19 protein-coding genes and 1 pseudogene are annotated in these 25,270 nt (G+C 34.7%); 7 read left to right on the top strand and 13 right to left on the bottom strand.

Annotation, left to right across the window (positions count from 1 at the left end):
- Together LPB88_RS00005 and LPB88_RS00010 are read left to right on the top strand one after the other, a co-directional pair.
- A pseudogene (locus LPB88_RS00005) lies at window positions 1-132 on the top strand (HlyD family secretion protein); the annotation flags it as partial.
- Between the two features lie 42 nt (window positions 133-174).
- Window positions 175-1,815, top strand: a complete 1,641-nt coding sequence (locus LPB88_RS00010; RefSeq protein WP_230711756.1) for a S41 family peptidase — start codon at window positions 175-177, stop codon at window positions 1,813-1,815.
- 70 nt (window positions 1,816-1,885) lie between these two features.
- On the opposite strand, the gene LPB88_RS00015 is transcribed toward LPB88_RS00010, so the two are convergent.
- The 3 genes from LPB88_RS00015 to LPB88_RS00025 all read right to left on the bottom strand — a co-directional run bounded on the left by LPB88_RS00015 (window position 1,886) and on the right by LPB88_RS00025 (window position 3,796).
- Window positions 1,886-2,593 carry a tRNA1(Val) (adenine(37)-N6)-methyltransferase gene (locus LPB88_RS00015; protein ID WP_230711757.1) on the bottom strand — a complete coding sequence of 236 codons (708 nt, stop codon included), beginning with the start codon at window positions 2,591-2,593 and terminating at the stop codon, window positions 1,886-1,888.
- Between the two features lie 90 nt (window positions 2,594-2,683).
- Window positions 2,684-3,208: a ribosome maturation factor RimM gene (gene rimM / locus LPB88_RS00020; RefSeq protein WP_230711758.1), complete on the bottom strand. Its 525-nt coding sequence runs from the start codon at window positions 3,206-3,208 to the stop codon at window positions 2,684-2,686.
- Window positions 3,209-3,223: 15 nt separating this feature from the next.
- A complete protein-coding gene (locus LPB88_RS00025) occupies window positions 3,224-3,796 on the bottom strand; it encodes a 30S ribosomal protein S16 (protein WP_089350004.1) in 573 nt (190 codons plus the stop codon).
- A 197-nt stretch (window positions 3,797-3,993) separates the two neighbouring features.
- Between LPB88_RS00025 and LPB88_RS00030 the strand changes: the two genes are divergently transcribed.
- On the top strand, window positions 3,994-4,485 hold the full coding sequence (locus LPB88_RS00030) for a DUF6252 family protein (protein ID WP_230711759.1): 492 nt from the start codon (window positions 3,994-3,996) through the stop codon (window positions 4,483-4,485).
- A 131-nt stretch (window positions 4,486-4,616) separates the two neighbouring features.
- Window positions 4,617-4,976 carry an RNA-binding protein gene (locus LPB88_RS00035; RefSeq protein ID WP_089350002.1) on the top strand — a complete coding sequence of 120 codons (360 nt, stop codon included), beginning with the start codon at window positions 4,617-4,619 and terminating at the stop codon, window positions 4,974-4,976.
- Window positions 4,977-5,116: 140 nt separating this feature from the next.
- Here the strand turns inward: LPB88_RS00035 and leuB are convergent, their stop codons facing one another.
- The 5 genes from leuB to leuC form a co-directional block, all read right to left on the bottom strand.
- On the bottom strand, window positions 5,117-6,178 hold the full coding sequence (leuB, locus tag LPB88_RS00040) for a 3-isopropylmalate dehydrogenase (RefSeq protein ID WP_230711760.1): 1,062 nt from the start codon (window positions 6,176-6,178) through the stop codon (window positions 5,117-5,119).
- Between the two features lie 121 nt (window positions 6,179-6,299).
- Window positions 6,300-7,820, bottom strand: a complete 1,521-nt coding sequence (locus LPB88_RS00045; protein ID WP_230711761.1) for an alpha-isopropylmalate synthase regulatory domain-containing protein — start codon at window positions 7,818-7,820, stop codon at window positions 6,300-6,302.
- A 43-nt stretch (window positions 7,821-7,863) separates the two neighbouring features.
- Entirely contained in the window at window positions 7,864-8,652 is a 789-nt protein-coding gene (locus LPB88_RS00050; RefSeq protein WP_230711762.1) for a methyltransferase domain-containing protein, read from the bottom strand.
- Between the two features lie 133 nt (window positions 8,653-8,785).
- On the bottom strand, window positions 8,786-9,382 hold the full coding sequence (leuD, locus tag LPB88_RS00055; RefSeq protein WP_230711763.1) for a 3-isopropylmalate dehydratase small subunit: 597 nt from the start codon (window positions 9,380-9,382) through the stop codon (window positions 8,786-8,788).
- Window positions 9,383-9,487: 105 nt separating this feature from the next.
- Window positions 9,488-10,882: a 3-isopropylmalate dehydratase large subunit gene (gene leuC, locus LPB88_RS00060; RefSeq protein ID WP_230711764.1), complete on the bottom strand. Its 1,395-nt coding sequence runs from the start codon at window positions 10,880-10,882 to the stop codon at window positions 9,488-9,490.
- Between the two features lie 665 nt (window positions 10,883-11,547).
- Between leuC and dnaE the strand changes: the two genes are divergently transcribed.
- Together dnaE and LPB88_RS00070 are read left to right on the top strand one after the other, a co-directional pair.
- Window positions 11,548-16,086 carry a DNA polymerase III subunit alpha gene (gene dnaE / locus LPB88_RS00065; protein ID WP_230711765.1) on the top strand — a complete coding sequence of 1,513 codons (4,539 nt, stop codon included), beginning with the start codon at window positions 11,548-11,550 and terminating at the stop codon, window positions 16,084-16,086.
- 177 nt (window positions 16,087-16,263) lie between these two features.
- Entirely contained in the window at window positions 16,264-17,229 is a 966-nt protein-coding gene (locus LPB88_RS00070; RefSeq protein WP_230711766.1) for an outer membrane beta-barrel protein, read from the top strand.
- Between the two features lie 91 nt (window positions 17,230-17,320).
- On the opposite strand, the gene LPB88_RS00075 is transcribed toward LPB88_RS00070, so the two are convergent.
- The 4 genes from LPB88_RS00075 to LPB88_RS00090 all read right to left on the bottom strand — a co-directional run bounded on the left by LPB88_RS00075 (window position 17,321) and on the right by LPB88_RS00090 (window position 23,679).
- On the bottom strand, window positions 17,321-18,313 hold the full coding sequence (locus LPB88_RS00075) for a Gfo/Idh/MocA family protein (protein ID WP_230711767.1): 993 nt from the start codon (window positions 18,311-18,313) through the stop codon (window positions 17,321-17,323).
- A 305-nt stretch (window positions 18,314-18,618) separates the two neighbouring features.
- A complete protein-coding gene (locus LPB88_RS00080) occupies window positions 18,619-20,727 on the bottom strand; it encodes a prolyl oligopeptidase family protein (protein ID WP_230711768.1) in 2,109 nt (702 codons plus the stop codon).
- Window positions 20,728-20,960: 233 nt separating this feature from the next.
- The gene (locus tag LPB88_RS00085; RefSeq protein WP_230711769.1) at window positions 20,961-23,168 is read right to left on the bottom strand and encodes a TonB-dependent receptor; all 2,208 of its coding nucleotides are present in this window, start codon (window positions 23,166-23,168) and stop codon (window positions 20,961-20,963) included.
- Window positions 23,169-23,325: 157 nt separating this feature from the next.
- Complete coding sequence (locus LPB88_RS00090; RefSeq protein WP_230711770.1) at window positions 23,326-23,679, bottom strand: hypothetical protein; 354 nt, start codon at window positions 23,677-23,679, stop codon at window positions 23,326-23,328.
- 222 nt (window positions 23,680-23,901) lie between these two features.
- Here LPB88_RS00090 and LPB88_RS00095 point away from each other — a divergent pair, with 222 nt between their 5' ends.
- Window positions 23,902-24,609 (top strand): porin family protein, encoded by a 708-nt coding sequence (locus LPB88_RS00095; RefSeq protein WP_230712177.1) that lies wholly within the window; start codon window positions 23,902-23,904, stop codon window positions 24,607-24,609.
- Here LPB88_RS00095 and LPB88_RS00100 read toward each other — a convergent pair.
- A complete protein-coding gene (locus LPB88_RS00100; protein ID WP_230711771.1) occupies window positions 24,604-25,209 on the bottom strand; it encodes a hypothetical protein in 606 nt (201 codons plus the stop codon). The two genes, LPB88_RS00095 and LPB88_RS00100, sit on opposite strands and share 6 nt — an antisense overlap.
- Between the last annotated feature and the right edge of the window lie 61 nt (window positions 25,210-25,270).

Genomic DNA, 25,270 nt, shown 5'->3' on the forward strand with positions numbered 1-25,270 from the left:
TTGGAAACTTCCTATAAAAAACAAATTGTATTTCAGCAGGAAATGAAAGGGAGCGCCGAAATTGTAACCGAAGATTTACGATTGATAGAGAGAATTTTGTATCAGTTTAAAAGTATTTTCGAGCAAGTTTAAAATTAACCATAACTATTTAACTAACCATAACCGTTTTTTCGAATGAAGAAAATTTTTCTTTTAGTTCTTGTTTTATTATTTCAAATTTCTTTTTCAAAACCAATAACCGAAACCCAAAAATTAGCCGCAACCTGCAAAATTTGGGGCTTTCTAAAATATTATCATCCAAATGTGGCTGACGGGAGCAAAAATTGGGATGAACAATTATTTCAGGTTTTACCAAAAATTGAAGAAGCGCAATCGGCAGAAGCATTTTCTTTAGTGATCGAAAACTGGATTACTTCACTAGGAGAGGTAAAAGCATATAAAACTGAAAAACCTGCTTCAAAAGTAAATTACTTTGATAAAAATTTCGATTTGTTGTGGATCTCAAAGAATGATTTATTCTCAAAATCACTTTCAAAAAAACTAAAATTTATTGAAGAAAACAGAATTCAGGGAAAGCAATATTATTATACATCAGATCCTTATATAAAAGTTCAAAACGAAGTTAAATATCCTGATTTCAAATGGACAGATAAGAATCTTCGATTATTAGCCTTGTTTAGATATTGGAATCAAATGGAATATTTTTTTCCTTACAAATATAAAATGGATCAAAAATGGGATGCTGTTTTAACCGAAATGCTTCCAAAATTTGTAACTACTGAATCAGAGATGGATTTTGTTTTGGCAATGCGTGAAATTTCAATAAAATTAGACGACACTCATGCTTCTACTTCTACAAATAAGCTTTATGATTATTTTGGAGATAAATTTGTTGCTTTTGATGTTGCATTTATTGACAACAAGGCTGTTGTTGTCAAGTTTAAAAATGATTCATTGGCTAAAAATGACGATGTTAGAGTTGGAGATGTCATCACAAAAGTAAATGGAAAAACCGTTGCTGATTTAATTAATCAAAATCTTAAATATGCGGAAGGATCAAACGAACCTGCAATTTTAAAAAATATTTATTGGGCTGTTTTTAATGGAAAAACAGAGTCGATCGAAATTGAATTTAGCAGAGAAAACAAGACTTCAGGAAAAACAATTAAAAGATATAAATATCGTGATTTAAGGATTCAATTTCCAGATAAAGAAAAATGGAAACTTTTGAAAAACAACATCGGATATATTGATGTTGAATCAATTAACGAAAAAGAACTTCCTGGTGTTATGAAGCAATTTAAGAACACAACAGCTATTATTTATGATGCGAGACATTATCCTCAGGAACCTAATATTGAAGAAGCTCTTGCAGAATATTTATATCCGGAAAATAAAGCTTATGCAAAATTTATTGATGTGGATTTAACTTATCCCGGACGTTTTATTTGGAGAGAGGATCAAAAAACAGGCAAAACAAATCCGGATTATTATAAAGGCAAGGTAATCATTCTGGAAAATGAATTTACTCAAAGTCACGGAGAACATTTGGTAATGTGCTTGCAGGCTGCTCCAAATGCGACAGTTATTGGAAGCCAAACAGCAGGTGCTGATGGTGGAGTTTGCAAATATGAAATTATAAAAGGGTACAATACAGTATTTACCGGTTTTGGTATCTTTTATCCAAATGGAAAAGAAACACAACGTATTGGTATTGTTCCTGATATTGAGATAAAACCAACTATTTTAGGTATTCAACAAGGTAAAGATGAGGCTTTGGAGCGAGCGATTCTTTTTGTTAAGAATGGAGAATAATTAATATTTAAAAAATAACGGATTTTTAAGGTAACCTTTGACAAAGTTCTAAACTTTGTCAAAGATGCTTTTACATCTTCAAATAAAATTCTTTCGTCAATTCAATATATTCGGGAGTATAAACGTGTCTGTCGATTTCGATAATTAATTCATCGATTTCAATTTCAGAGGTTTCATTTCGGCTAAAAGCCAATAAACTGCGTTTGATTTCAGATTTTGGAGTTCCTTTTACTCTTGTAATTTTGGTTGGATATAATTCTGATTCTTTAGCTAAAGCGATAAAATTTTCTTCTTCTTTAAATGGAATAATTAAAGCAAATATTCCGTTTTCAGAAAGTAGTAAATCGGCAGCTTCTATTAATTCCTCAAATGGCATTGCATCTTGAAAACGTGCTAAATCACGTTGCTCATTATCTGTTTTATAATCTTCAGCATAGAATGGAGGATTAGAAACAATCAAATCGTATTCGTCTTCCGGTTCTTCAATAAACTCATCTAAACCGGCATGAAAACAGAATAAACGATCTCCCCAAGGTGAGTTTTCAAAGTTTTCTACAGCTTGTTCATAGGCATCTTCGTCAATTTCAAGAGCGTCAATTTGTTGAGCATGAGTTCGTTGAGAAAGCATTAGAGCAATAATCCCGGTTCCTGCACCAACATCTAAAATACTAAACGGATTGTGATTTATCGGAGCCCAGGCGCCAAGTAAAACACCATCGGTTCCTATTTTCATAGCGGTTTTGTCTTGTTTTACAGAAAATTGCTTAAACTGAAACATTTTGATTTATGATTATAGGTTAATAATTGGGTTTTTTAGAAATTAAATATAATCTAAAAATCCAACAATCTAAGAAGTCTAAAAACCTAATTAAAGGTACATTTCAACAAGCCCTTCTGGCAAATTCATAATTACCTTTTTATTCTCACGATCAATTTTTACAAGGAAATGGTCGATCATCGGAATTAACATTTCGACTTCGCCATTCAAAACTTCAAAAAGAGGTTGGGCTGTAGTATCGTTTACGGCAACAATTTTCCCAAAAACACCTACTCGTTGATCTTCAATTTCAAAACCTATTACTTCGTGGAAATAAAATTTGTTACCGGAAAGTTTTGGTAACATATTTAAAGGAAGATAAATTGCATTGCCCATAATAGCATCTGCATCTTCTTCGGTATTCATATCTTCAAAACGAATTCTAAGAAAGTCGTTTTTGTGTAGCGAGCTTTTTTCAATAAAAAAAGGAACCAAGTGTTTGTTGCATTCAACAAACACTGATTCCAAGTTTTCGTATAACTCAGGTTCGTCCGTGTCTAAATAAGCCAGAACTTCACCTTTGAAACTAAATTTTTTAGCGATTTTACCTAAATAAAAACATTCTTCTTTACGCATTCTCGCTAAATATAATTATGCTTCAGTTGTTTCGTTATTTTCTTCAGCAGCAGGAGCTTCTTCAGTAGCAGCTTCCGCTTCAACTTCAGCAACTTCTTCTTCAACTGCAGGAGTTGCAGCAGCGATAGCGTCAGCTTCAGCCTGAGCTGCAGCAGCTAAACGTTTAGCGTTAACTTCTTGTTCTGCTTTAAAAGCTTTAGCTTTTGCATCAGCTTGCGCTTTTGTTAAACCGTCTTTTTTAGCATCAACTTTTCCAGCTTTAGCTTCTAACCAAGCAGCTAATTTTGCATCAGCTTGCTCTTGAGTTAAAGCACCTTTACGAATACCTCCATCAAGGTGGTGTTTCAATAAAGCACCTTTGTAAGAAAGAATTGCTTTAGCAGTATCAGTTGGTTGTGCACCATTGTGTAACCATTTAACTGCACTATCAAGGTTTAAGTCGATAGTTGCTGGGTTTGTGTTTGGATTGTAAGTACCGATTTTCTCTAAGTATTTACCATCTCTTTTTGAGCGTGCATCTGCAGCTACAACCCAGTAAAAAGGTTTTCCTTTTTTACCGTGTCTTTGTAATCTAATTTTTACTGACATAATCGTATGATTAAATTTTGAGGTACTCGACCTCTGTTAATTAAGGGCGCAAAGATATAATTTTTTTGTGAATAATGCGTTTCAAACTTTATTAATTATGTCGAAAATAGATTTTTGTTCATTTTTTGCCGTTTTTAACTCCGTTTTTTAAATTATATATCTTAAATGCGGTATTTTTGCTCCAAATTCATTCTAATATGAAAAAATATTTTTACTTAATATCATTTGTCTTATTACTAACATCTTGCACTGAAGATGTGAAATTCAATAATCCGGCGTTTCAAAGTTTAAAAGACAATGTTTTTTGGAGAGCTAATGCTTATAAAGCTTATAGTGGAGATGGCGGCACTATGATTATAGAAGGTTCTTTGGGATATGAAAAAGTATTATTGCAAACAGCATCTCCAATGAAAGGGACTTATCTTCTTGGTGTTAATGATGCTTCGAAAGCGATTTATTCTAATACGTTTCCTGCTCAGTTTGTAGCATTTTCTACAGGTACAAAAGGAGTAGACGGACAGATTGTTATTACAGAATATAATTTAGAAAATAAGACAATTTCCGGGACATTTAAGTTTAATGCTATAAACGAAAACATAAATGATACTGAAAATCCAAAGATCACTTTTACCGAGGGTGTTTTTTATAAAGTTCCAATTCAGTTTAGTGAGATAACGAATCATTTGTAATTTCATTTGCGATGGATTGATTTTGTTACTTTTTGATTTTTTAAATCAAAATAAAAACATAAATAAACTAATATATAGTAGATTAGAGAAAAATAAGACTACATTTGCTACATTATTATAAATAAGTACATATGAACATTTTTGTTGGAAGCCTTCCATTCAGTATTGAGGAAGCAGATTTAAGAGAGTCTTTCGAGGCTTACGGAGCAGTAGATTCAGTTAAAATCATTACTGATAAATTTACAGGAAGAAGCAAAGGTTTTGGTTTTGTTGAGATGCCAAACGACGCTGAAGCTCAAAAAGCAATTGATGAATTGAACGGAGCTACTGTTCAAGGTCGTGCAATTGTTGTTAATAAATCTGAGCCAAAGCCTGAAGGTGAAAGAAGAAGCTTCAACAATAACAGCCGTGGTGGAGATTCACGCGGAGGTTATGGTGGAGGAAACAACCGTGGTGGAAATGACCGTGGTGGTAACAGAGGAGGATATTAATATTTTTTTCTAAATATATAAAAGGGATCAATGTAAATTGATCCCTTTTTTTATGCCGTAAATTTTGTTTCAGGTTTTATTTGTTTCAAGTTTCAAGTTGGAAAACCTGAAACTTGAAACCTGAAACAAACAAAAATTAACTATAAGTTAGCTACAAGCCAATCTCCAACTTCGCTGGTTTTGTAAGCTTTAGTTCCTTTTGCAGCTAAATCTTCTGTAACTATTCCTTGCTCTAATGATTTGTTTACAACGGCTCTGATAGCTTCGGCTTCGTCTTTTAGTCCAAAAGCATCTTCGAACATCATTGCCGCAGATAAAATAGTTGCCAACGGATTTGCAATATTTAATCCTGTTGCCTGAGGGTAAGATCCGTGGATTGGTTCGTATAACGAAGTATGTTCTCCAACAGAAGCAGAAGGCATTAATCCCATAGAACCAGAAATTACAGAAGCTTCATCAGTTAAGATATCTCCAAATAAGTTTTCTGTAATCAATACATCATAAGAGTTTGGCCATTGAACCAAACGCATCGCAACAGCATCAACAAACTCGTAAGAAACAGTAACTTCCGGATAATCTTTTTCCATTGCCTGAACCGTTTCTCTCCACAAACGTGAAGTTTCCAGAACGTTAGCTTTATCAACGCAACATAATTTTTTGCTACGAGTCATCGCTAATTCAAAACCTTTTTTAGCCAAACGTTGAACTTCGGCTCTTGTGTAAACACAGTTGTCAAAAGCAGTTTCTCCGTCGTCTCTTCTTCCTTTTTCTCCAAAGTAGATTCCACCTGTTAATTCTCTTAAGAAAACCAAATCAGTTCCTTCGATTCTTTCTCTTTTTAAAGGAGAATTGTCAATTAAAGAAGGAAATGTAAAGGTCGGGCGTACGTTAGCGAACAATCCTAATTTTTTACGCATCAACAATAATCCCTGCTCCGGACGAACTGGTGCGCTTGGATCGTTATCATATTTCGGGTGACCAATTGCTCCAAATAAAACAGCATCAGCAGCCATACAAATTTCGTGAGTTTCGTCAGGATAAGGAACTCCAACGGCATCGATAGCACATGCTCCTGTAAGAGCCGGTGTCCAGGTTATTTCGTGATTGAATTTTTTTGCAATAGCATCAGATACTTTTACAGCTTCATTAATTACCTCAGGACCAATTCCGTCTCCTGCTAAAAGGGCTATGTTAAATTTCATTTTTTTTTAAGTATTTTGTTTGTTATTTAGGTTCAAAGAGGTAAAGGTTCAAAGGCTCAAAGTTTAAGGTAACAAAGAGAAAACCTTTGTGCCTTTGTTACTCTGAACCTTTGTCCCTATATTAAGGAATCACATTCAACATTTTTTGGGTTGCGATAATAGCTGCAACCGTTTGATCTGAATCTAATCCTCTTGTTTTAAATTCTTTTCCGTTGTTTGTCCAGGTTATGATGGTTTCGCATAATGCATCAGAGCTACTTCCTGGTGGAATTCTAACAGCATAATCAATCAATTTTGGGAGTGTTAGTTTTTTACTTTTATAAATTTTGGATAATGCATTCATAAAAGCATCAAACTGACCGTCGCCTTGTGCATTTTCTTCGATGATTTCGTCATCAATTTTTAGAAGTAAAGTTGTAGACGGACGCATTCCTTTTGAGTGCATTAATACATACGACTCAATTGTAATTTTATCTTGATAAGTATGACTGTCCAAAACATCTGAAATAATGTATGGAAGGTCTTCTTTGGTAACGGTTTCTTTTTTGTCGCCCAATTCGATAATTCTTTGGGTAACCAATTTCAAATCTTCCTGATTTAATTTTAAACCTAATTCCTGAAGATTTTTTTCGATATTGGCTTTACCTGAAGTTTTTCCTAAGGCGTATTTTCTTTTTCTCCCGAAACGTTCCGGAAGTAAATCATTAAAATATAAATTGTTTTTATTATCACCGTCAGCATGGATTCCAGCAGTTTGTGTAAAAACATTGTCACCAACAATTGGCTTGTTGGCAGGAATTCTATATCCTGTAAAGGTTTCGACCAGTTTGCTTACCGTATAAAGAGAAGTTTCTTTAATATTGATACTAACTTCTGGTAAATAATCATTTATAACAGCAACCGTGCTTTCAAGTGGTGCGTTTCCTGCTCGTTCTCCCATTCCGTTTACGGTAACGTGAAGCCCGTTTATGCCTGCTTTTACGGCTTCCATAACATTTGCGATACTTAAATCGTAATCGTTATGAGCATGAAAATCAAAATGAATTTGAGGATATCGAGCTCTTATTTTTGAAAGAAATTCAAAAGTTAAAGATGGAATTAAAACGCCTAAAGTATCAGGAAGTAAAATTCTTTTAACCGGTTGAGTGGCTAAGAAATCCAGAAATTGAAAAACATATTCAGGAGAATTTCGCATTCCGTTGCTCCAGTCTTCCAGGTAAACATTCGTTTCAATATTATTTTCTTTCGCTAAAGCAATGATTTGTGCAATTTCAGCAAAGTGTTGCTCTGGAGTTTTCTTTAATTGATGTGTCAAGTGATTCATTGAACCTTTGGTCAACAAATTTTGAACTTTAGCTCCAGCTTTTTTCATCCATTCTATTGAAACGCCTCCGTCTACAAACGAAAGTACTTCAATACGATTAATATAACCTTTCTCGGTTGCCCAAGTTGTAATGCCTTTTACTGCTTGAAATTCTCCTTCGCTTACGCGAGCCGAAGCAATTTCGATCCTATCAATATTTAATTCCTCCAACAACAATTGCGCAATGGTTAGTTTTTCTGCAGCAGAAAATGATACTCCAGAGGTTTGTTCACCATCACGGAGCGTCGTATCCATTATTTCAATTTTTCTTTTTTCCATATTGATTTTCTATATTTCTTTAAAAAGTGAATTATAGTTATTTTTATATTTTTCCTCTTACTTCGTTTAGCTTCATAGTCATCGAAAGGGCTGAATTTTCTATCCAGTCATTGTATTCTTCGATTGCCTTCAATCTTAATTCATCTTCTAAATAACCTTCCTCGACCATTTGTCTGGATCCGGCAACTTTGGACCAAATACCTATTTTCGATTTAAAATCAGCATCTGCCTGAAGGTAAGCTTCATCTGAATTTATTTTTTCGATAGAATGAAAACCTGCTTCTTTTAATAACAGAGGTAAATCTTCTCCTATTTTATTGTTCATTCCGGCATCTGCCCGCCATTTCAAAAAAGTTTTATAAAACTCCTGCATGCTTTCTGGCGGCAACGGATTCCAGATTAAATTGGTGTGATCATAATCCAGAATTGATATTTGACCGTTTGGCTTCAATAATGATTTCATTTTTATTAAAGCTTCTTTTGGGTTGCTTAACCATTGCAATGTTCTGGCTGAAACAATTAAATCAAATTTTATATCCGGGTTGTAATCAAATAAATCAACAGCAATTAATTCTAAATTAGCAACTGATTGATAAGATTCCTGACCGCTTTTTATAAAGCTTTCTGTATTGTCAATGGCAATAACTTTTCCGTTTGGGCCAATATTATTTGCAATGTCTTTTGAAATTGAACCTGTTCCGCAGCCAATATCTAAAACGGTTATTCCGGGTTGTAAAATCTGAGTCAGATTTCTATAATTTTTGGCTAAACTTCTATCGTTGAATATTTTTGTTGCATTTTCGTCTCTTTCAATATGTTTATTGCCTTTCATTTACAATAGGATTATTTAAAACTTATTTTTTTGTCGGATTAATTTCTGAAATATTCTTTCGATCGATTTCATTTAGAAAGACCCGACAAGCTTTGAAACCTGTCGGGCCTAATAGACTGAATGAGATTTCTTTTTAGTAAGGAAGTTTATCGGCGAAAGCCACAATATCTTCTTTAATATTTTGTAAATAATCAATGTCATCAAAGCCATTAATCATATTGTTCTTTTTGTATCCGTTAATCGCAAAAGATTCTGATTGACCAGTTGACAATAAAGTAATCGTTTGGTTTGGCAAGTTGATTTCTAATTCAGTTTTAGGATCAGCTTCTATTGCTTTAAAAATGGTATCAGCAAATTCAGGGCTAACCTGAACTGGAAGAACACCAATATTTAAACAGTTTCCTTTGAAGATATCTGCAAAGAAACTAGAAACTACAGCTCTAAAACCGTAATCGTAAACTGCCCACGCAGCGTGTTCTCTTGAAGATCCTGAACCGAAGTTTTTTCCTCCAACAAGGATTTTTCCGCTATAAGTTGAATTGTTTAAAACGAAATCAGCTTTTGGAGAATCGTCTCCATTATATCTCCAGTCTCTAAAAAGATTGTCTCCAAAGCCTTCACGTTTTGTCGCTTTCAGGAAACGAGCCGGAATAATTTGATCTGTATCTACGTTCTCAATTGGCAGTGGCACTGCACTGCTGGTAAGTATATTAAATTTATCGTATGCCATTGTTTTTTGCTTTAGGCTGTAGGCTGTAAGCTTTAGGCTTTTCCTACAGAGTATTTATGTAATGTGTTTTTTGCTTAAAGCCTATTGCTTATAGCGTAAAGCTTCTTAAAAAAGCTCTCTCGGATCTGTTAGTTTTCCTGTAACGGCAGCAGCAGCAGCCATAATCGGGCTTGCTAATAATGTTCTTGAACCAGGACCCTGACGACCTTCAAAGTTTCTGTTTGATGTACTTACTGCATATTTTCCGGCTGGAACTTTATCATCGTTCATTGCCAAACATGCTGAACATCCAGGCTGACGTAATACAAAACCAGCTTCTGTAAGAATATCCAAAATACCTTCTTCTTTAATCTGAGCTTCAACAACGTGAGAACCCGGAACTAGCCAAGCGGTAACATTATCTGCTTTTTTTCTTCCTTTTACAATTTCGGCGAAAGCCCTAAAATCTTCAATACGACCGTTTGTACAACTTCCTAAGAAAACATAATCAATTGGTTTTCCAATCATAACATCGTCTTCCTGGAAGCCCATGTAAGCAAGCGATTTTTTATACGTTTCCTCACCACCTTCAACTTGATTGGCGTTCGGAATATGTTTTGAGATACCAATTCCCATTCCAGGGTTAGTACCATAAGTAATCATTGGTTCAATGTCTGAAGCTTTGATGTTTAATTCGGCATCAAAAACAGCATCATCATCCGTTTTTAGAGTTTTCCAGTATTCAACAGCTTTTGTCCACGCTTCACCTTTAGGAGCATATAAACGTCCTTCAAGGAAATCAAAAGTAGTTTGGTCAGGAGCAATCATTCCACCACGAGCACCCATTTCGATACTTAGGTTACAAACGGTCATACGGCCTTCCATAGTCATATTTTCGAAAACATCTCCGGCGTATTCAACAAAATAACCAGTTCCTCCAGAAGTAGTTAATTGAGCAATAATATAAAGAGCGACGTCTTTTGGACCAACACCTTTACTTAATTGGCCGTTTACGTTGATACGCATTTTCTTTGGTTTTGGCTGCATAATACATTGTGTAGAAAGCACCATTTCAACCTCAGAAGTTCCAATACCAAAAGCAATCGCTCCAAAAGCACCGTGAGTAGACGTGTGAGAATCTCCACAAACAATAGTAGCACCTGGCAAAGTAATTCCGTTTTCAGGACCAACTACGTGTACAATTCCATTTTTAATGTGACCTAATCCCCAGTGCGAAATTCCGTATTCGGCAGCATTATCTTCAAGAGCCTTAAGCTGATTTGCTGATAGTGCATCTTCAACTGGTAAATGTTGGTTTATGGTTGGTGTATTGTGATCTGCAGTTGCAAAAGTACGTTCTGGGTATAAAACCTTAACGCCTCTGGCTTTTAATCCTAAAAAAGCAACAGGACTCGTAACTTCATGAATGAAATGACGGTCAATAAAAAACACATCTGGTCCATCTTCAATTTTACGCACTACATGTGAATCCCATACTTTGTCAAATAATGTCTTACTCATTTTTTATTTTTTTTAATTGTAATTTCTATAATCACAGCAATTCCTGATAATAGCAAAACAAAATTAGAAAAAGATACAAAGTGGTCAATTTCAATATTTCATTATATACGATACCCAAACTAAAATACAAATTGCGATTCGCTTTTTATAAAGTCAGTTTGGTTATAAAATGAGCCCTAAATTGCTTTTGCTTTTCTTTTTTTGCTTAATTTTTATCTAATTGCTTTTAATTTTAATAGTTTGCAAATTTACCTCATAATCACTATAAAATATAAGATTTCATTCGAAAAAATGTAACAAATTAGGTAAAAATAGTAATAATTGTTAGTTTTGAATTTGTTTCTTGGTTTTTGATATTTCAAATAAAAAGCCTTTTTGCTGATGCTGAAGAAAGATTTCAGAGTAAGTTTTTTTATGATTTTTTAATTGAAATACTACGACATCCAAAGAAGTGATTTTTATGAAATTTTATGTATTTTAAGAGAAAAGTTGATTAGTTGATAAGAATGATTTTTTGAACATTAATCCGTTTTCTTTCTCCAAAAAATGACTAAATTTGAACTTCCTCCATTTTATATTTTAAGTTTTTTTATAGTTCATAGAATCAATGATTTATATCGATAAACACTTAGAATTTGGAGCTTTAATTTTGCCTATTTGAACCTATGTACTTAATATTCGATACCGAAACTACTGGATTACCAAAACGTTGGGATGCTCCAATAACCGATTCTGATAACTGGCCTCGCTGCATTCAGATCGCATGGCAGCTTCATGACGAAATGGGACAATTGATCGAACATCAGGATTACTTGGTTAAACCTGACGGATTTAATATTCCGTATGATGCCGAACGTATTCACGGAATTTCGACCGAATTGGCTGAAGCCGATGGAATCACGCTGGCTGAAGTTTTGGAGAAATTCAATATAGCTTTAAGCAAAACCAAATTTATTGTTGGTCAGAATTTAGGTTTCGACGTTAATATCATGGGAGCCGAATTTCATAGAATGGGAGTTGATTCTCCTATGAGTTCAATGCCGGTTCTAGATACTTGTACAGAGGTTACGGCTTCATTATTACAACTTCCCGGAGGTCGTGGAGGTAAGTTTAAATTACCAACTTTAACAGAATTACACAGTTATCTATTTAATAAACCTTTCGCAGAAGCGCACAATGCAACTGCCGACGTTGAGGCAACTACGCGTTGTTTTCTGGAGTTAATTAGAAGAGAGGTTTTTACCAAAGAAGAACTGGATGTTCAGAAGGATTATTTCAAGGAATTTCAGAATAGAAATCCTCAGGAATTTCCATTAATTGGATTAAAACACATCAATTTAAAAGCAGCTTCTGATAAAATCAGAGAGCAGCTAAAAGCTTTAGAATCGGTTGGTAAAGAAACCACAGTTTCACATTCTGACAGAGAAGATTTTAAAGAGGCAAAATATGCGCATTTACACAATCATACACAGTTTTCGGTTCTTCAATCAACTATAGGTATTGGGAATATTGTTGCGGCTACGGCCAAAAACGGAATGCCTGCCGTTGCCATGACAGATACCGGAAACATGATGGGAGCTTTCCATTTTGTGAGCGCTGTAATGAACCACAATAAAGCTGCATCCGGAAAAAATAAAGCTTTGGTTGATGCTGGTGAAGAACCAACAGAAACCGAAATAAAACCAATTGTAGGTTGCGAATTTAATGTCTGCGATAATCACTTAGATAAGAGTAAAAAAGACAACGGAAATCAGGTTGTATTGTTAGCCAAAAATAAAAATGGCTATCACAATCTGGCAAAAATGTCGTCGATCGCTTTTACAAACGGATTTTATTATGTTCCGAGGATTGATCGAAAAATTATCGAACAATACAAGGAAGATATCATGGTTTTGTCCGGAAATTTATACGGGGAGATTCCGAGTAAAATTCTGAATATTGGTGAAAACCAAGCCGAAGAAGCCTTGATTTGGTGGAAAGAACAATTTGGCGATGATTTCTATCTGGAGATTATGCGTCACAATCAGGAAGATGAAAATCGTGTAAATAAAACCCTGATTGAATTTTCTCAAAAACATGATGTCAAATTAATTGCGACAAATAACACCTATTACTTAAATAAAGAAGATGCCAATGCGCACGACATTTTGCTGTGTGTAAAAGATGGTGAAAAACAAGCTACACCAATTGGTCGTGGTCGTGGATATCGTTACGGATTACCCAATCAGGAATACTATTATAAGTCAGGAGAAGAGATGAAAAAACTCTTTGCCGATTTACCTGATTCGATTATTAATATACAGGAAATTGTCGATAAGGTTGAGGTTTATTCGCTTTATCGTGATGTATTGCTTCCTAAATTTGATATTCCAGAAGAGTTTGTAGTTGTAGAAGATGAGGCTGATGGTGGCGTTCGTGGTGAAAATAAATACCTGCGACACTTAACAATGGTTGGGGCTCAAAAACGATATGGCGAGATTACAGAATCGATTCAGGAACGTTTGGATTTTGAGTTATTGACCATTTCGAATTCAGGATATCCAGGTTACTTTTTGATCGTTCAGGATTTCATTGCCGAAGCTAGAAAAATGGACGTTTCGGTTGGTCCCGGTCGTGGATCTGCTGCGGGTTCTGCCGTGGCGTATTGTTTAGGAATTACCAATATTGACCCTATTAAGTACGATTTGCTTTTTGAGCGTTTCCTGAATCCTGACCGTGTATCGATGCCCGATATTGATATCGATTTTGACGACGAGGGTCGTGGTCGTGTTATGGATTACGTAATTAATAAATACGGTCAAAATCAGGTTGCGCAAATTATTACGTATGGTAAAATGGCAACCAAATCTGCGATTCGTGATACGGCGCGTGTATTGGATTTACCATTATTTGAAGCCGATAGAATTGCAAAACTGATTCCGGCAATGATGCCATCAAAATGGAATCTGGCGCGTTTTATTTCTGAAAGCGAAGAGGAGGTTAAAAAAGCGCTTCGTTCTGATGAGTATGATAATGTAAAAGAATTAATCGCCATTGCCAATGAAGATGATTTGGCTGGAGAAACGATTCAACAGGCAAAAATCCTTGAAGGATCAATGCGAAATACTGGAATTCACGCCTGTGGTGTAATCATTACGCCATCGGATATTACGAATTTCGTTCCTGTGACCACTGCAAAAGATTCTGATTTATATGTAACACAGTTTGATAACTCGGTTGCAGAAAGTGCAGGATTGCTGAAGATGGACTTCTTGGGTCTGAAGACCCTTACGCTGATAAAAGACACCGTTAAACTGGTAAAATATAGAAACGGAATTGACTTAGATCCGGATACTTTCCCGATTGATGATGTCGAAACGTATGCACTTTTCCAGAGAGGAGAAACGGTTGGAATCTTCCAATACGAGTCGCCCGGAATGCAGAAATACATGAAGGATCTGAAGCCAACGGTTTTTGGAGATTTAATTGCAATGAACGCCTTATATCGTCCGGGACCTTTGGAGTATATTCCGTCTTTCGTAAGAAGGAAAAATGGGGAAGAAGAAATCAAATACGATTTAGATGCGTGTGAGGAATATTTAGGAGAAACCTATGGAATTACGGTTTACCAAGAGCAGGTAATGCTTTTGTCGCAATCGCTGGCTGACTTTACAAAAGGTGAGGCAGACGTTTTGCGTAAGGCGATGGGTAAGAAGCAGAAGGACGTGCTGGATAAAATGAAGCCTAAATTCGTTGAACAAGCAGCAAAAAAAGGCCATGATGCAAAAGTATTAGAGAAAATCTGGAAAGACTGGGAAGCATTTGCGAGTTATGCCTTCAACAAATCGCACTCGACTTGTTATGCCTGGATTGCTTATCAAACGGCATATTTAAAAGCGCATTATCCGGCAGAATATATGGCGGCGGTACTTTCGAATAATATGAATGATATTAAACAAGTATCATTTTTTATGGAAGAATGTAAACGAATGGGATTACAGGTTTTAGGACCGGATGTCAATGAATCCTATTATAAATTTACGGTAAATGATGAATATGCAGTACGTTTTGGAATGGGCGCTATCAAAGGTGTTGGTTCCGGAGCTGTTGCAACTATTGTAGAAAACAGAAAAGACGGAAGATATAAGTCGATTTTTGATTTGGCAAAACGTATTGATTTGCGTTCAGCCAATAAAAAAGCAATCGAAAATCTAGCACTTGCCGGAGGTTTTGATTCGTTTGAAGGAACGACCAGAGCGCAATATTTTCATGATGATGGTGATGGAATTACGTTTTATGAAAAAGCAATTCGTTACGGATCGAAGTTTCAGGAAAACGAAAATTCATCGCAAGTAAGTTTGTTTGGAGAAACAAGTGAAGTGCAAATTGATGAACCTGTTGTGCCGCCATGTGAAGACTGGAGCACGATGGAAAAACTAGCCAAAGAAAAGGAAGTTGTCGGAATTTATATTTCCGGACATCCTCTGGACGATTTTAGATATGAGATGAAATACTTCTGCAACGCCCGATTAGAAGCCTTGAAGAGTATGAACGAATATGTGGGTAAAAATCTAAATTTTGCCGGAATCATAAATAACGTTCAGCATCGTGTGGCCAAAAACGGAAAAGGCTGGGCGGTATTTAATTTAGAAGGATATGATGAAAGTTTTGAGTTTAAGATTTTTGGTGAAGAATATCTAAAGTTCCGCCATTTCCTGATTCAGAATAATTTTGCTTTCCTGAAAATTTTAATAAAAGACGGTTGGGTAAATCACGATACAGGTAAAAAATCAGATCCAAGAATGCAATTTGTTGAGATAAGACAATTGCAGGATATTCTGGAGGCTTTTGCCAAGAAATTGATTTTATTATTGAATATAAAAGACTTGCAGGAAGAGTTTATACATAATCTGAGTCAATTATTTAATGAAAATAAAGGAGATAATTCTGTGACATTTGAAATCATGGAGTTGGAAAAAATTAAACGTCTGGTTGAGGTCGAAACGCCAACTGATTTTGAAGAAAGCGATGATGCAGTTTTTGCAGATGAAGCCGAAGATGGCGATACGGCACTTGAAGAAACTAAAATTCAAGAGGTAAATGAAGTTGAAGAAATAAAAGTGGTTACAAAACTATCGATGCCAAGTCGTAGGTTAAAAATTAAGATTTCGACGGAGTTATTGCAGGAATTGGAAAAAATGCAGATTAATTTTAAGCTAAATTAAATTTTAACAGTTAAAATTTGATAGGATACATTTTTTTTTAGTTAAAAATATGCATGCATAATACTTTTTTAGTAATATTGCTCAAAATTACAACGATTTCGTTCTAAGTCTAACAATGCAAACTATAAGATTATGTTAAAATAATCTATGTTTGTATAAATTAATTAAATCAGAATTATGAAAAAGAACCTATTTTTATTAGGATTATTAGTTTGCTCTATGGCCACAATGGCGCAAACAGAAAAAGCAGATAAACCAGAAACTTGGTATTTTAAATTAGGAGCATCTTATTTTAACCAAACTGCTTCAACAGAATTTCCTGTTGTAGGAGGTCAATTACCAAATAGAGATGTTTATGCTGGTACTTTAACTAACAATAAATTAGTTTCAAGAGAAAGTGTTACAGGTTCTTTTGGACAAGGTTTCAGATCAGGAATTACTGCAGGTTATCGTTTTTCTGCTCGTTTAGGAGTTGAGATGTCTGCAAATTACTATGTTAGTAATGAGAAAACTATGGCTCAAACTACAAATAGACTTGCTTCTTATAACCCACAGACAACTGTTGCAACTTATGTAGATTTTACAGCTAATGGAGAAATTAAAGCTTTTGATTTAGCTCCTGCAATTGTAATGTTCTTAGGTGAGTCTCATGGTTTTGAACCATATACAAAAGTTGGGGTTATTGTTCCAATTCACGGTACATTAGATATTAAAACAGATAGAACTTATACGTCTTTTGTAGGTGCTAATCAAGTTGCAGCAACAAATGCTTATTCAAAAGATGTTGTAAAACCTAATGCAACACTTGGTTTTATGGCAGCTTTAGGAACATCTTATAAATTAGGAAGCCATATTTCTGCTTTTGCTGAATTAGAATACCGTAACTTTACTGTACATGGAAAAACTAAAGAAACTACAATTTATACTGAAAATGGTGTAGATAAATTAAATGCTACAACAAGCTTTAGAGCTGGTTCAACAGCTTCAAATCATACAAATTATCAAGATCATTTAGATGTTAATTCTAATAATGCTTTAACTAATCCAAATGGAGTTGATCAAACTAAACCAATGGATGAATTAAGTTCTTACGTTGGAATTTCAGGTTTAGGATTAACTTTAGGTCTTAAATACAGCCTATAATTTTAGAGAAAACTATACTTTATAACAAAGAGGATATTCAAATGAATACCCTCTTTTTTTTTGCACAATCTGTCCATCGCAATGATGAATATTATTTAGAATCCCTAAATTCCTTTAAAACCTGATCAATAACCCAGGTTGTTCTTGCGGCAGAATTTCCTTTTGAAGGATTAATTCCTTCTTTGCCTAGAATTTCTGCAACAACGGTTTCAATAAGTGGCTGCTGAATATGAAGTGGATTTTCAATTGTAATACTTTCTTTTTCGCCGTTTAAATATTCAATATGAATTGGATCATTTCCGAAAGTAGAGAAAGAGATTTTTCCTTTATCGCCAACAATATCAGTATTGTCATAACGCTTAAAACTGGCGAAATTCCATAAACCGGTTCCGTGAATTCCGTTTTCGAATAAAAAAGACATCGAAACTGAATCTTCGGCAGGATATGCTTTAAGTTGCGAACTAGCATGTCCTCGAACAGATTTTATGGGACCAAGTGCAAAATCCAGAAAATCTAAAGTATGACAAGCCAAATCAACAAAAATTCCACCTCCGGAAATATGCGGTAAAACCGTCCACGGAAGATTGATTTCGTCGTCGTATCGTTGTTCAAACGGATGGAATAAAACACAGTTTACATGTCTTATCGTTCCTATTTTATTTTGATCGATTAGTTCTTTTATTTTTAGGAATCTTGGTAAACGTCTTCTGTAGTATGCTACAAATAATGGTACGTTATGTTCTTTACAAACGCTAATCATTTCGTTGCATTCCTCGAAGTTTAAAGCCATTGGTTTCTCCACATAAACAGGTTTTCCTGCTTTAGCACACAAAATAGTATATTCTTTATGAGATGATGGAGGAGTTGCGATATAAACAGCATCAACTTCGGGATCATTGATTAAATCAGCAGCATTTGAGTACCATTTAGGAACGTTGTGGCGTTTGGCATAATCTTCGGCAAGAGCCGCATCTCTGCGCATTACAGCAACTAAAGCTGAGTTTGGAGTTTTCTGAAATGCAGGCCCGCTTTTTACTTCGGTTACATTACCACAACCTATAATTCCCCATTTTACAATTTTCATTTTTTGGTGTTTTATAATTAATTCAAATTTAAAAAGGTTTGCCACGAATTGCACTAATTTCCTTGAATTTTTATTTTTGTTACTGTTTAAAAAAAATTGGCCACGAATTTACGAATTATTCTTTCACGCAGATTTAGCAGATTTAGGCAGATTTATTTGATTTAATAAATTGAAAATCTTTTTATATCTGCTTAAATCTTTTTTAAATCTGCGTGAAACAAAACTTAAGCTGATTGCAAAAAAAATAACCACGAACTCACAAAAAATAATTCGTGAATTCGTGGCTATAAAAAACAGACTAAAGTTTACTTTTTAGGTAAAGCTTTAAATCCCATATTGTAAAGTGTGAACGCTTGAATGTCTACGTTTTCCTGAATTGTTGCCGCAACAGATTTTCCTGCTCCGTGACCCGCTTTTACATCAATACGAATCAAAACCGGATTATTACCTGTTTGTTTATCTTGCAATTCAGCAGCAAATTTAAAACTGTGTGCAGGAACAACACGATCATCGTGATCACCGGTTGTAACCATAGTTGCTGGATATTGAACGCCTTTTTTAACGTTTTGAACCGGAGAATATCCTTTAAGGTATTCAAACATTTCTTTGTTATCCTGAGAAGTTCCATAATCGTAAGCCCAACCTGCACCTGCCGTAAAAGTATGGTAACGCAACATATCCATTACACCAACAGCCGGTAAAGCTACTTTCATTAAATCAGGACGTTGTGTCATTGTTGCACCAACTAATAAACCACCGTTAGAACCTCCGCGAATCGCTAAGAAATCAGATGAAGTATATTTTTGAGCAATTAAATATTCGCCGGCTGCGATAAAATCGTCAAATACATTTTGTTTTTGCAATTTAGTTCCTGCATCGTGCCATTTTTTACCATATTCACCACCACCTCTTAAATTGGCAACAGCATAAACACCGCCATTTTCCATCCAGACAGCGTTTGCAATGCTAAAACTTGGCGTTAAGCTAATATTGAAACCACCATAACCGTAAAGAATAGTTGGGTTTTTACCGTCAAGTTTTAAACCTTTCTTATACGTGATAATCATTGGGATTTTAGTTCCGTCTTTAGAAGTGTAGAATACTTGTTTAGACTCGTAATCGTCACTTTTAAAATCAACTTTAGGTTTTTGGTACACTTCAGATTTACCTGATTTTGGTTCCAGAGAATAAATTGTTCCCGGAGTTGTATAATTGGTAAAACTATAATACAATGTTTTTTCGTGTTTTTTTCCGCCAAATCCACCTGCAGTTCCTACTGCCGGAAGTTTGATTTCGCGAACTAATTTTCCGCTATAATCGTATTGTTGTACAAACGAAACAGCATCTTTAGTATAATTGGCAAAGAAATAACCACCACCAGTTGAAGGTGATAAAATGTTTTGAGTTTCTTTAATAAAATCCTTCCAGTTTTCAGGTTTTGGATTGTTTACATCTACAGAAACCACGCGGCTATTAGGCGCATTTAAGTCGGTTTCGATAAACAATTTATTTCCTTCATTTTCAATAATAGAATTCGAACTGTTAAAGTTGTCAACGATAGTAATAATAGGACTATTAGCAACGGTTAAATCTTTAATATATAATTCGTTTCCGTAAGTCGAATTTGCTGCGGTAATAACTAAAAAACGATCATCTTCGGTAACCGAACCACCAACATATCTGCGTTTTTGGTCTGCGCCAAAGATTACTTTATCTTCTTTTTGAGAAGTTCCTAATTTATGGAAATACAATTTGTGCTGATCTGTTTTTGCAGACAGCTCGCTTCCTTTCGGTTTATCATAACTAGAATAATAGAAACCTTCGTTACCGTGCCATGATACACCGCTAAATTTTACATCGACCAAAGTGTCTTCCAGAACTTTTTTAGACAATGCATCAATGATGATTACTTTTCTCCAATCGCTTCCGCCTTCAGAAATAGCATAAGCAGCTTTCGATCCATCTTTAGAAAAATCTAATCCGCCAAGCGAAGTAGTTCCGTCTTTAGAAAATGTATTAGGGTCTAAGAAAACTTCTTCTTTACCATCTTGACCTTTTCTGTAAACAACTGATTGATTCTGAAGTCCGTTATTTTTTGAATAATAAGCAAATTTTCCTTCTGTAGATGGTGCACCAATTTTTTCATAGTTCCATAATTTTTCCATGCGCTTTTTCAATTCTTCACGGAAAGGAATCTTATCTAAATAGCCATAAGTAACTTCGTTTTGTGCTTTTACCCAAGCTCCGGTTTCGGCTGATTTATCATCTTCAAGCCAGCGATAAGGGTCACTAACTTTAGTATCAAAATAAACGTCAACAGTTTCTCCTTTTTTAGTTTCAGGGTAATGATCTTTATTTTGCCCGAATGAAATTCCTGCGGTTGTGATAGCCATTATAAGAAAGGTTTTTTTCATAATTTAAATTTAACAGTTGTAACAAAAATAACGCTTTTTGTGAGATAGGTAAATATTTAGCCGCAAAGTACGCAAAGTATTTTATGCCAAGGGCGCTTATTTATTTTTCGCAAGGCTTGCCAAGTTTTTTTATTTAAATCTCGCAAAGGCGCAGAGACGCAAAGAAAATAAACTTTGTGATTTTGCGTCTTTGCGAGAAATAAGTAAGCCCACTTTGCGGTTAAATAATAAAATTACAAGTTGAAATTAACTCCCAGAACGATGTTTCTTCCAATATTAGGAATACCGTCTGTTTTTAATCTTGAAAGGTGTGCAATGTATTTTTTATCGAATAAATTGTTTCCGTTCAGGTTCACATCAAAAGCATGTTTTCCTAGTTTAACGGTTCCGCCAAAACCAAGATTTACTAATGTATATCCGTTTGAAGCCGTTTCAAAACCGCTAACATTATTTTGATTAAAAGTCGATGAAACATTTAAAGAAGCATATCCTTCTTCAAACCAATCTTTGATTTTGAACTCCGTTCTCAATGTATTATTCCAATTGTTTGCTGGAATTAAAGGCAAATAATCACCATTTTGTTTTTTACCGGTTACGGTTTCAAAGCTAGTCTCAAAATGCAACCAATCTAACGGATGCGGATGAAAATGCAAACCAACTTCACCACCATATAAATTGGCATTATCCTGAGTATAAGCAAAAACATTATTGTCTTCACGAACTTCTCCCGTTGGCGAAGTGTAGATGTAATTGTTTATGTGATTGTAAAATCCGTTAATGAAAAACTCAAAATGCGTGTTTTTGTATTCTAAATTCAAATCTGTCTGAACGTTTTGTTCCGTTTTCAAAGCAGCATTTCCAATTTCATATCGGTTAGTTCCTTCGTGAACTCCGTTTGAAGTTAATTCTGCTAAGTTTGGCGCTCTAAATCCTGTCGCAACATTCAATCGAAGCGTTAACGGATCTGCTAGTTTTGTTTTATATCCCAAAGAAGCATTAAAACTGTCAAATGATCGGTCTAAAGCTTGGAAATACCCCTCTTCGCCTTCAATTCCGTGTGCAATAGAAGTTATTTTTCTGTTGTCAAAACGCAATCCGGCTTGTAAAACATTAGTTCCCCATTCGTAATTTGCAGTTCCAAAAGCACCAAAATCATTTGTTGTTGCATCAGGAATTAAATATTCTTCTCCGGAGTTTTTGTTTGTTTGATGCATTCCCTGAACGCCAAAAATAGTTTCTATTTTACCAAATTTCGGAAAATGATATTTAGCATTATAATTAAAAGTATTCAGTTTCATGTGAAGAGAAGCCTCGTTACTGTCTTCAAACTCGCTTCTGTCATTGGCGATATAACCTAAATCAACATCTAATTTTGAATTTTCAAAAAAGATCACGTTGTTTAAACTCAATAAATGGTTGAAGATTCCTTGTCTCGGAAATTCGGTGTTTTTGCTTGAAGATTGTTCTCCAATTCCATTATCCGGCATTCCAAGATCCAGTTTGTTGTAGTTGTATCTCAAAACACTAGTAAAACTAGAGTTGCTGTATCCAATTCCGGTTTTAAAATCGGTTTCATTATAACGAGTGTTTGTTACACGTTCTCCATCGGCAATTTTATAATCAGAATGCGTGTTGAAGCTTCCGCGAGCCAGAAATTTCCAATTATCAGTAGAAGTTTTTAATCCAATAGAAGAATTACTTCCTTGTGTATTAGTGAAATATTTTTGACTGAAATTTGCTTTAAACGTATTCGCGTCAGCAAATTTCTCCGGATTAAAATACAAAACTCCACCCAAAGCATCAGAACCATATAATAAAGAAGCAGGGCCTTTTATAACTTCAACACTTTCAATTCCGGCATCGTTTAAACCTAATCCATGCTCATCTCCAAACTGCTGATTTTCGATACGAACACCTTGCGAATAGACCAAAACACGGTTTCCGCTAAGACCACGAATTACCGGTTTCCCGATAGAAGTTCCTGTCGAAATTTGTGAAACTCCCGGAATCGTTGCCAAACCTTCGATTAAAGTTGAAGTTCCTTTTTGCTGCAATGTTTTAATGCTTTCATGCTCGACTTTCATTACGTTTTGCGATTGCAATTTGTTGAAAGGCGTTGAAACCACAACTTCATCCATTTCAAAAATAGATTCTGTAAGTGTCACATCCAGGGTGTTTTGTTTTAATAATTTATTGATCGTTTTATTTTGAGTTGTATATCCAACAAATGTAAAAGCAAGTCGTAAACTTCCGTTTGGAAGATTCTTAAATTCGTATTTTCCGTTTTCATCAGTTTTGATTCCTTTGTGTAGTTCAGGCGCATAAACAGAAACGTTTGACATAGGCTGGTTTTCAAGATTTGTTACTGTTCCTGAAACCGAATTTTGAGCCGAAAGCAGGCTCGAAAACCCTAAAATAAGGGCTAATATTATTTTTTTCATTTGAAAATGATGCTATAGTTAATTGATTTTCCTTTTAAAATAAAAACTAAAAAGAATAGTGAAATTTGCCGATCCTGAAAGTTTCAGAATGGGAAAATGGACTAATTTTTTTTGATTAGATTAAAAATATTTTGATTGTATTTCGAGTAATCGAAACCTAAGAAACTATAGTTTGCGGAGGACCACGCAATAAATAAGCACTTTCTGAAATTGAAAATACTTTTTCTGAAAGAGCAAAGAAATAAGGAATTTCATTGTTGAAAGTATGAAATTGAAAAGCAAATTCTTGAGGAACAACATAACTTCCAAAAGCAAAATGACATACATAACATAAGTCATAATTATGATGCTGATGCGTTATTTCGCCATTTGGATCATTGTAATCGTGATGACACTGTTTTTCTGAAAGTTGCTTTACAATATGCTCATAACTGTGTATCGACTGAAACAATATTGAGAACAATATTGTTAGAGCGAAAGAAACACTTAATATGAGCTGTTTTTTCTTCATAACATTGCAAAGGTATAAAAGAGCAGTGAAAAAATGCTCTGTTTTTTAGATTCTGTTGCTTGTTTATTGAAAAAAGTGCAACAAATGGTTTTATTCGTCGTAAAAAAGAGAATAATTACTTTCTAATAGTCTCCTGAACTGGCATTATATTATATTTGTAAGTAAAATAAATATACCTTAAAATACGTTTACTTGAAAAACTCTTTAAAACCAAAATACGATATGCGATTCCTTTTTAGTTGTTTGTTTTTAGTATCGTTTTTTAACGTTTTTGCACAAGAAGATGTTAAGACAGAAGTAAAACCTCCTGTTAAGATAGATTCATTATACCGTGAAGATCAGTTTTATTTTTCGGTTACTTATAACCTTCTGACTCAGATTCCGGAAGGACTTAAGCAAAATAAATTTTCTGCCGGACTTTCTGCCGGATTTCTGCGTGATATGCCCATCAATAAAAAAAGAACCGTTGCAATTGCCGCAGGTTTAGGGTTAAGTTACCAGAATTATTATCAAAATTTGACTATTTCTCAAGTACCAAGCGGAGGTTTGGCTTATGAAGTCAGTGATTATAATGATATTACCTCAAATAGATACCGTCAGTATTTAGTAGATCTTCCAATAGAGTTTCGATGGAGAAATTCGACTTATGAAAGTTATAAGTTCTGGAGAATTTACGGCGGATTTAAATTAAGTTATGTTTTCTCTAATAAATCGGTATTAGACAATGGAGAAGGAAAGTATAAAGTAGCTAATAATCCGGATGTAAGTAAATTTCAATACGGCGTTTATCTGGCTGCCGGTTACAATACCTGGAATGTTTATATTAATTATGGTTTAAATACTTTGTTTAAAAAAGATTTAAAAACGTCTTCCGGACAAAGTATCGATGTGAGAACTCTCAATGCAGGATTAATATTCTACATATTATAACCACAAATACAAGAATAACAATTGTGGTAATATCCCAATAAACGTCCCAATTAATAATTCATTAGGCGAATGAGCTTCCATTTCTAATCGGGAAGAGGCAACAACTCCTGTCAATAAAATCAAAAGAGCTGACCAATAAGGATTCTGCATTTGCAGATGAATATTCAATCCAATTACAAAAATCGTTAATCCGCTAACAGCCATCATGTGCAAACTTGCTTTAATGTTAAAAAGTGAACACATTAAAGCCAAAATGGTACTAAACAAAGCACCCAGAAAAAAGAAATGCAGCTCAGGATAACGGGTAATTATGATGCTTCTTTTTACCAGTAAAATATATAAAAAACATTGCAGAACAAGCGGAATTTTGCGTTGCGAAGTTTCGTGAATCATTACCGATTTTACATGTCCTGTTGAACGCAGTAACATGAAAAACAAGATTGGAACTAAAATGGTAATGATCAGAATTTGAAATAAAACATAATATTTTTCCTGATTGGTAAAGATGTCATCTTTGCAAAAAAGATAAAACAAAGTGGCATACATCGATATGAAAATCGGGTGTAGGATATAGGAAAATATAGGAAGTATTTTTTTCAAAACGTTGCATTTAGTGGCGTCGAACAAATATAAACAAATAATGTTTTTGCCACGAATTATT

It is taken from the genome of Flavobacterium sp. JAS, assembly GCF_020991455.1.
Taxonomy (GTDB): domain Bacteria; phylum Bacteroidota; class Bacteroidia; order Flavobacteriales; family Flavobacteriaceae; genus Flavobacterium.

What these genes read in the sequence shown, in the direction of transcription:
- LPB88_RS00030 (WP_230711759.1), top strand. Translation starts at nt 3,994, where the DNA reads ATGAAAAAATATTTTTACTTAATATCATTTGTCTTATTACTAACATCT.
- dnaE (WP_230711765.1), top strand. Translation starts at nt 11,548, where the DNA reads ATGTACTTAATATTCGATACCGAAACTACTGGATTACCAAAACGTTGG.
- leuD (WP_230711763.1), bottom strand. Translation starts at nt 9,382, where the DNA reads ATGGCATACGATAAATTTAATATACTTACCAGCAGTGCAGTGCCACTG.
- LPB88_RS00050 (WP_230711762.1), bottom strand. Translation starts at nt 8,652, where the DNA reads ATGAAAGGCAATAAACATATTGAAAGAGACGAAAATGCAACAAAAATA.
- LPB88_RS00035 (WP_089350002.1), top strand. Translation starts at nt 4,617, where the DNA reads ATGAACATTTTTGTTGGAAGCCTTCCATTCAGTATTGAGGAAGCAGAT.
- LPB88_RS00075 (WP_230711767.1), bottom strand. Translation starts at nt 18,313, where the DNA reads ATGAAAATTGTAAAATGGGGAATTATAGGTTGTGGTAATGTAACCGAA.
- LPB88_RS00015 (WP_230711757.1), bottom strand. Translation starts at nt 2,593, where the DNA reads ATGTTTCAGTTTAAGCAATTTTCTGTAAAACAAGACAAAACCGCTATG.
- LPB88_RS00010 (WP_230711756.1), top strand. Translation starts at nt 175, where the DNA reads ATGAAGAAAATTTTTCTTTTAGTTCTTGTTTTATTATTTCAAATTTCT.
- LPB88_RS00095 (WP_230712177.1), top strand. Translation starts at nt 23,902, where the DNA reads ATGCGATTCCTTTTTAGTTGTTTGTTTTTAGTATCGTTTTTTAACGTT.
- LPB88_RS00080 (WP_230711768.1), bottom strand. Translation starts at nt 20,727, where the DNA reads ATGAAAAAAACCTTTCTTATAATGGCTATCACAACCGCAGGAATTTCA.
- LPB88_RS00025 (WP_089350004.1), bottom strand. Translation starts at nt 3,796, where the DNA reads ATGTCAGTAAAAATTAGATTACAAAGACACGGTAAAAAAGGAAAACCT.
- LPB88_RS00085 (WP_230711769.1), bottom strand. Translation starts at nt 23,168, where the DNA reads ATGAAAAAAATAATATTAGCCCTTATTTTAGGGTTTTCGAGCCTGCTT.
- LPB88_RS00045 (WP_230711761.1), bottom strand. Translation starts at nt 7,820, where the DNA reads ATGGAAAAAAGAAAAATTGAAATAATGGATACGACGCTCCGTGATGGT.
- leuB (WP_230711760.1), bottom strand. Translation starts at nt 6,178, where the DNA reads ATGAAATTTAACATAGCCCTTTTAGCAGGAGACGGAATTGGTCCTGAG.
- rimM (WP_230711758.1), bottom strand. Translation starts at nt 3,208, where the DNA reads ATGCGTAAAGAAGAATGTTTTTATTTAGGTAAAATCGCTAAAAAATTT.
- leuC (WP_230711764.1), bottom strand. Translation starts at nt 10,882, where the DNA reads ATGAGTAAGACATTATTTGACAAAGTATGGGATTCACATGTAGTGCGT.
- LPB88_RS00090 (WP_230711770.1), bottom strand. Translation starts at nt 23,679, where the DNA reads ATGAAGAAAAAACAGCTCATATTAAGTGTTTCTTTCGCTCTAACAATA.
- LPB88_RS00070 (WP_230711766.1), top strand. Translation starts at nt 16,264, where the DNA reads ATGAAAAAGAACCTATTTTTATTAGGATTATTAGTTTGCTCTATGGCC.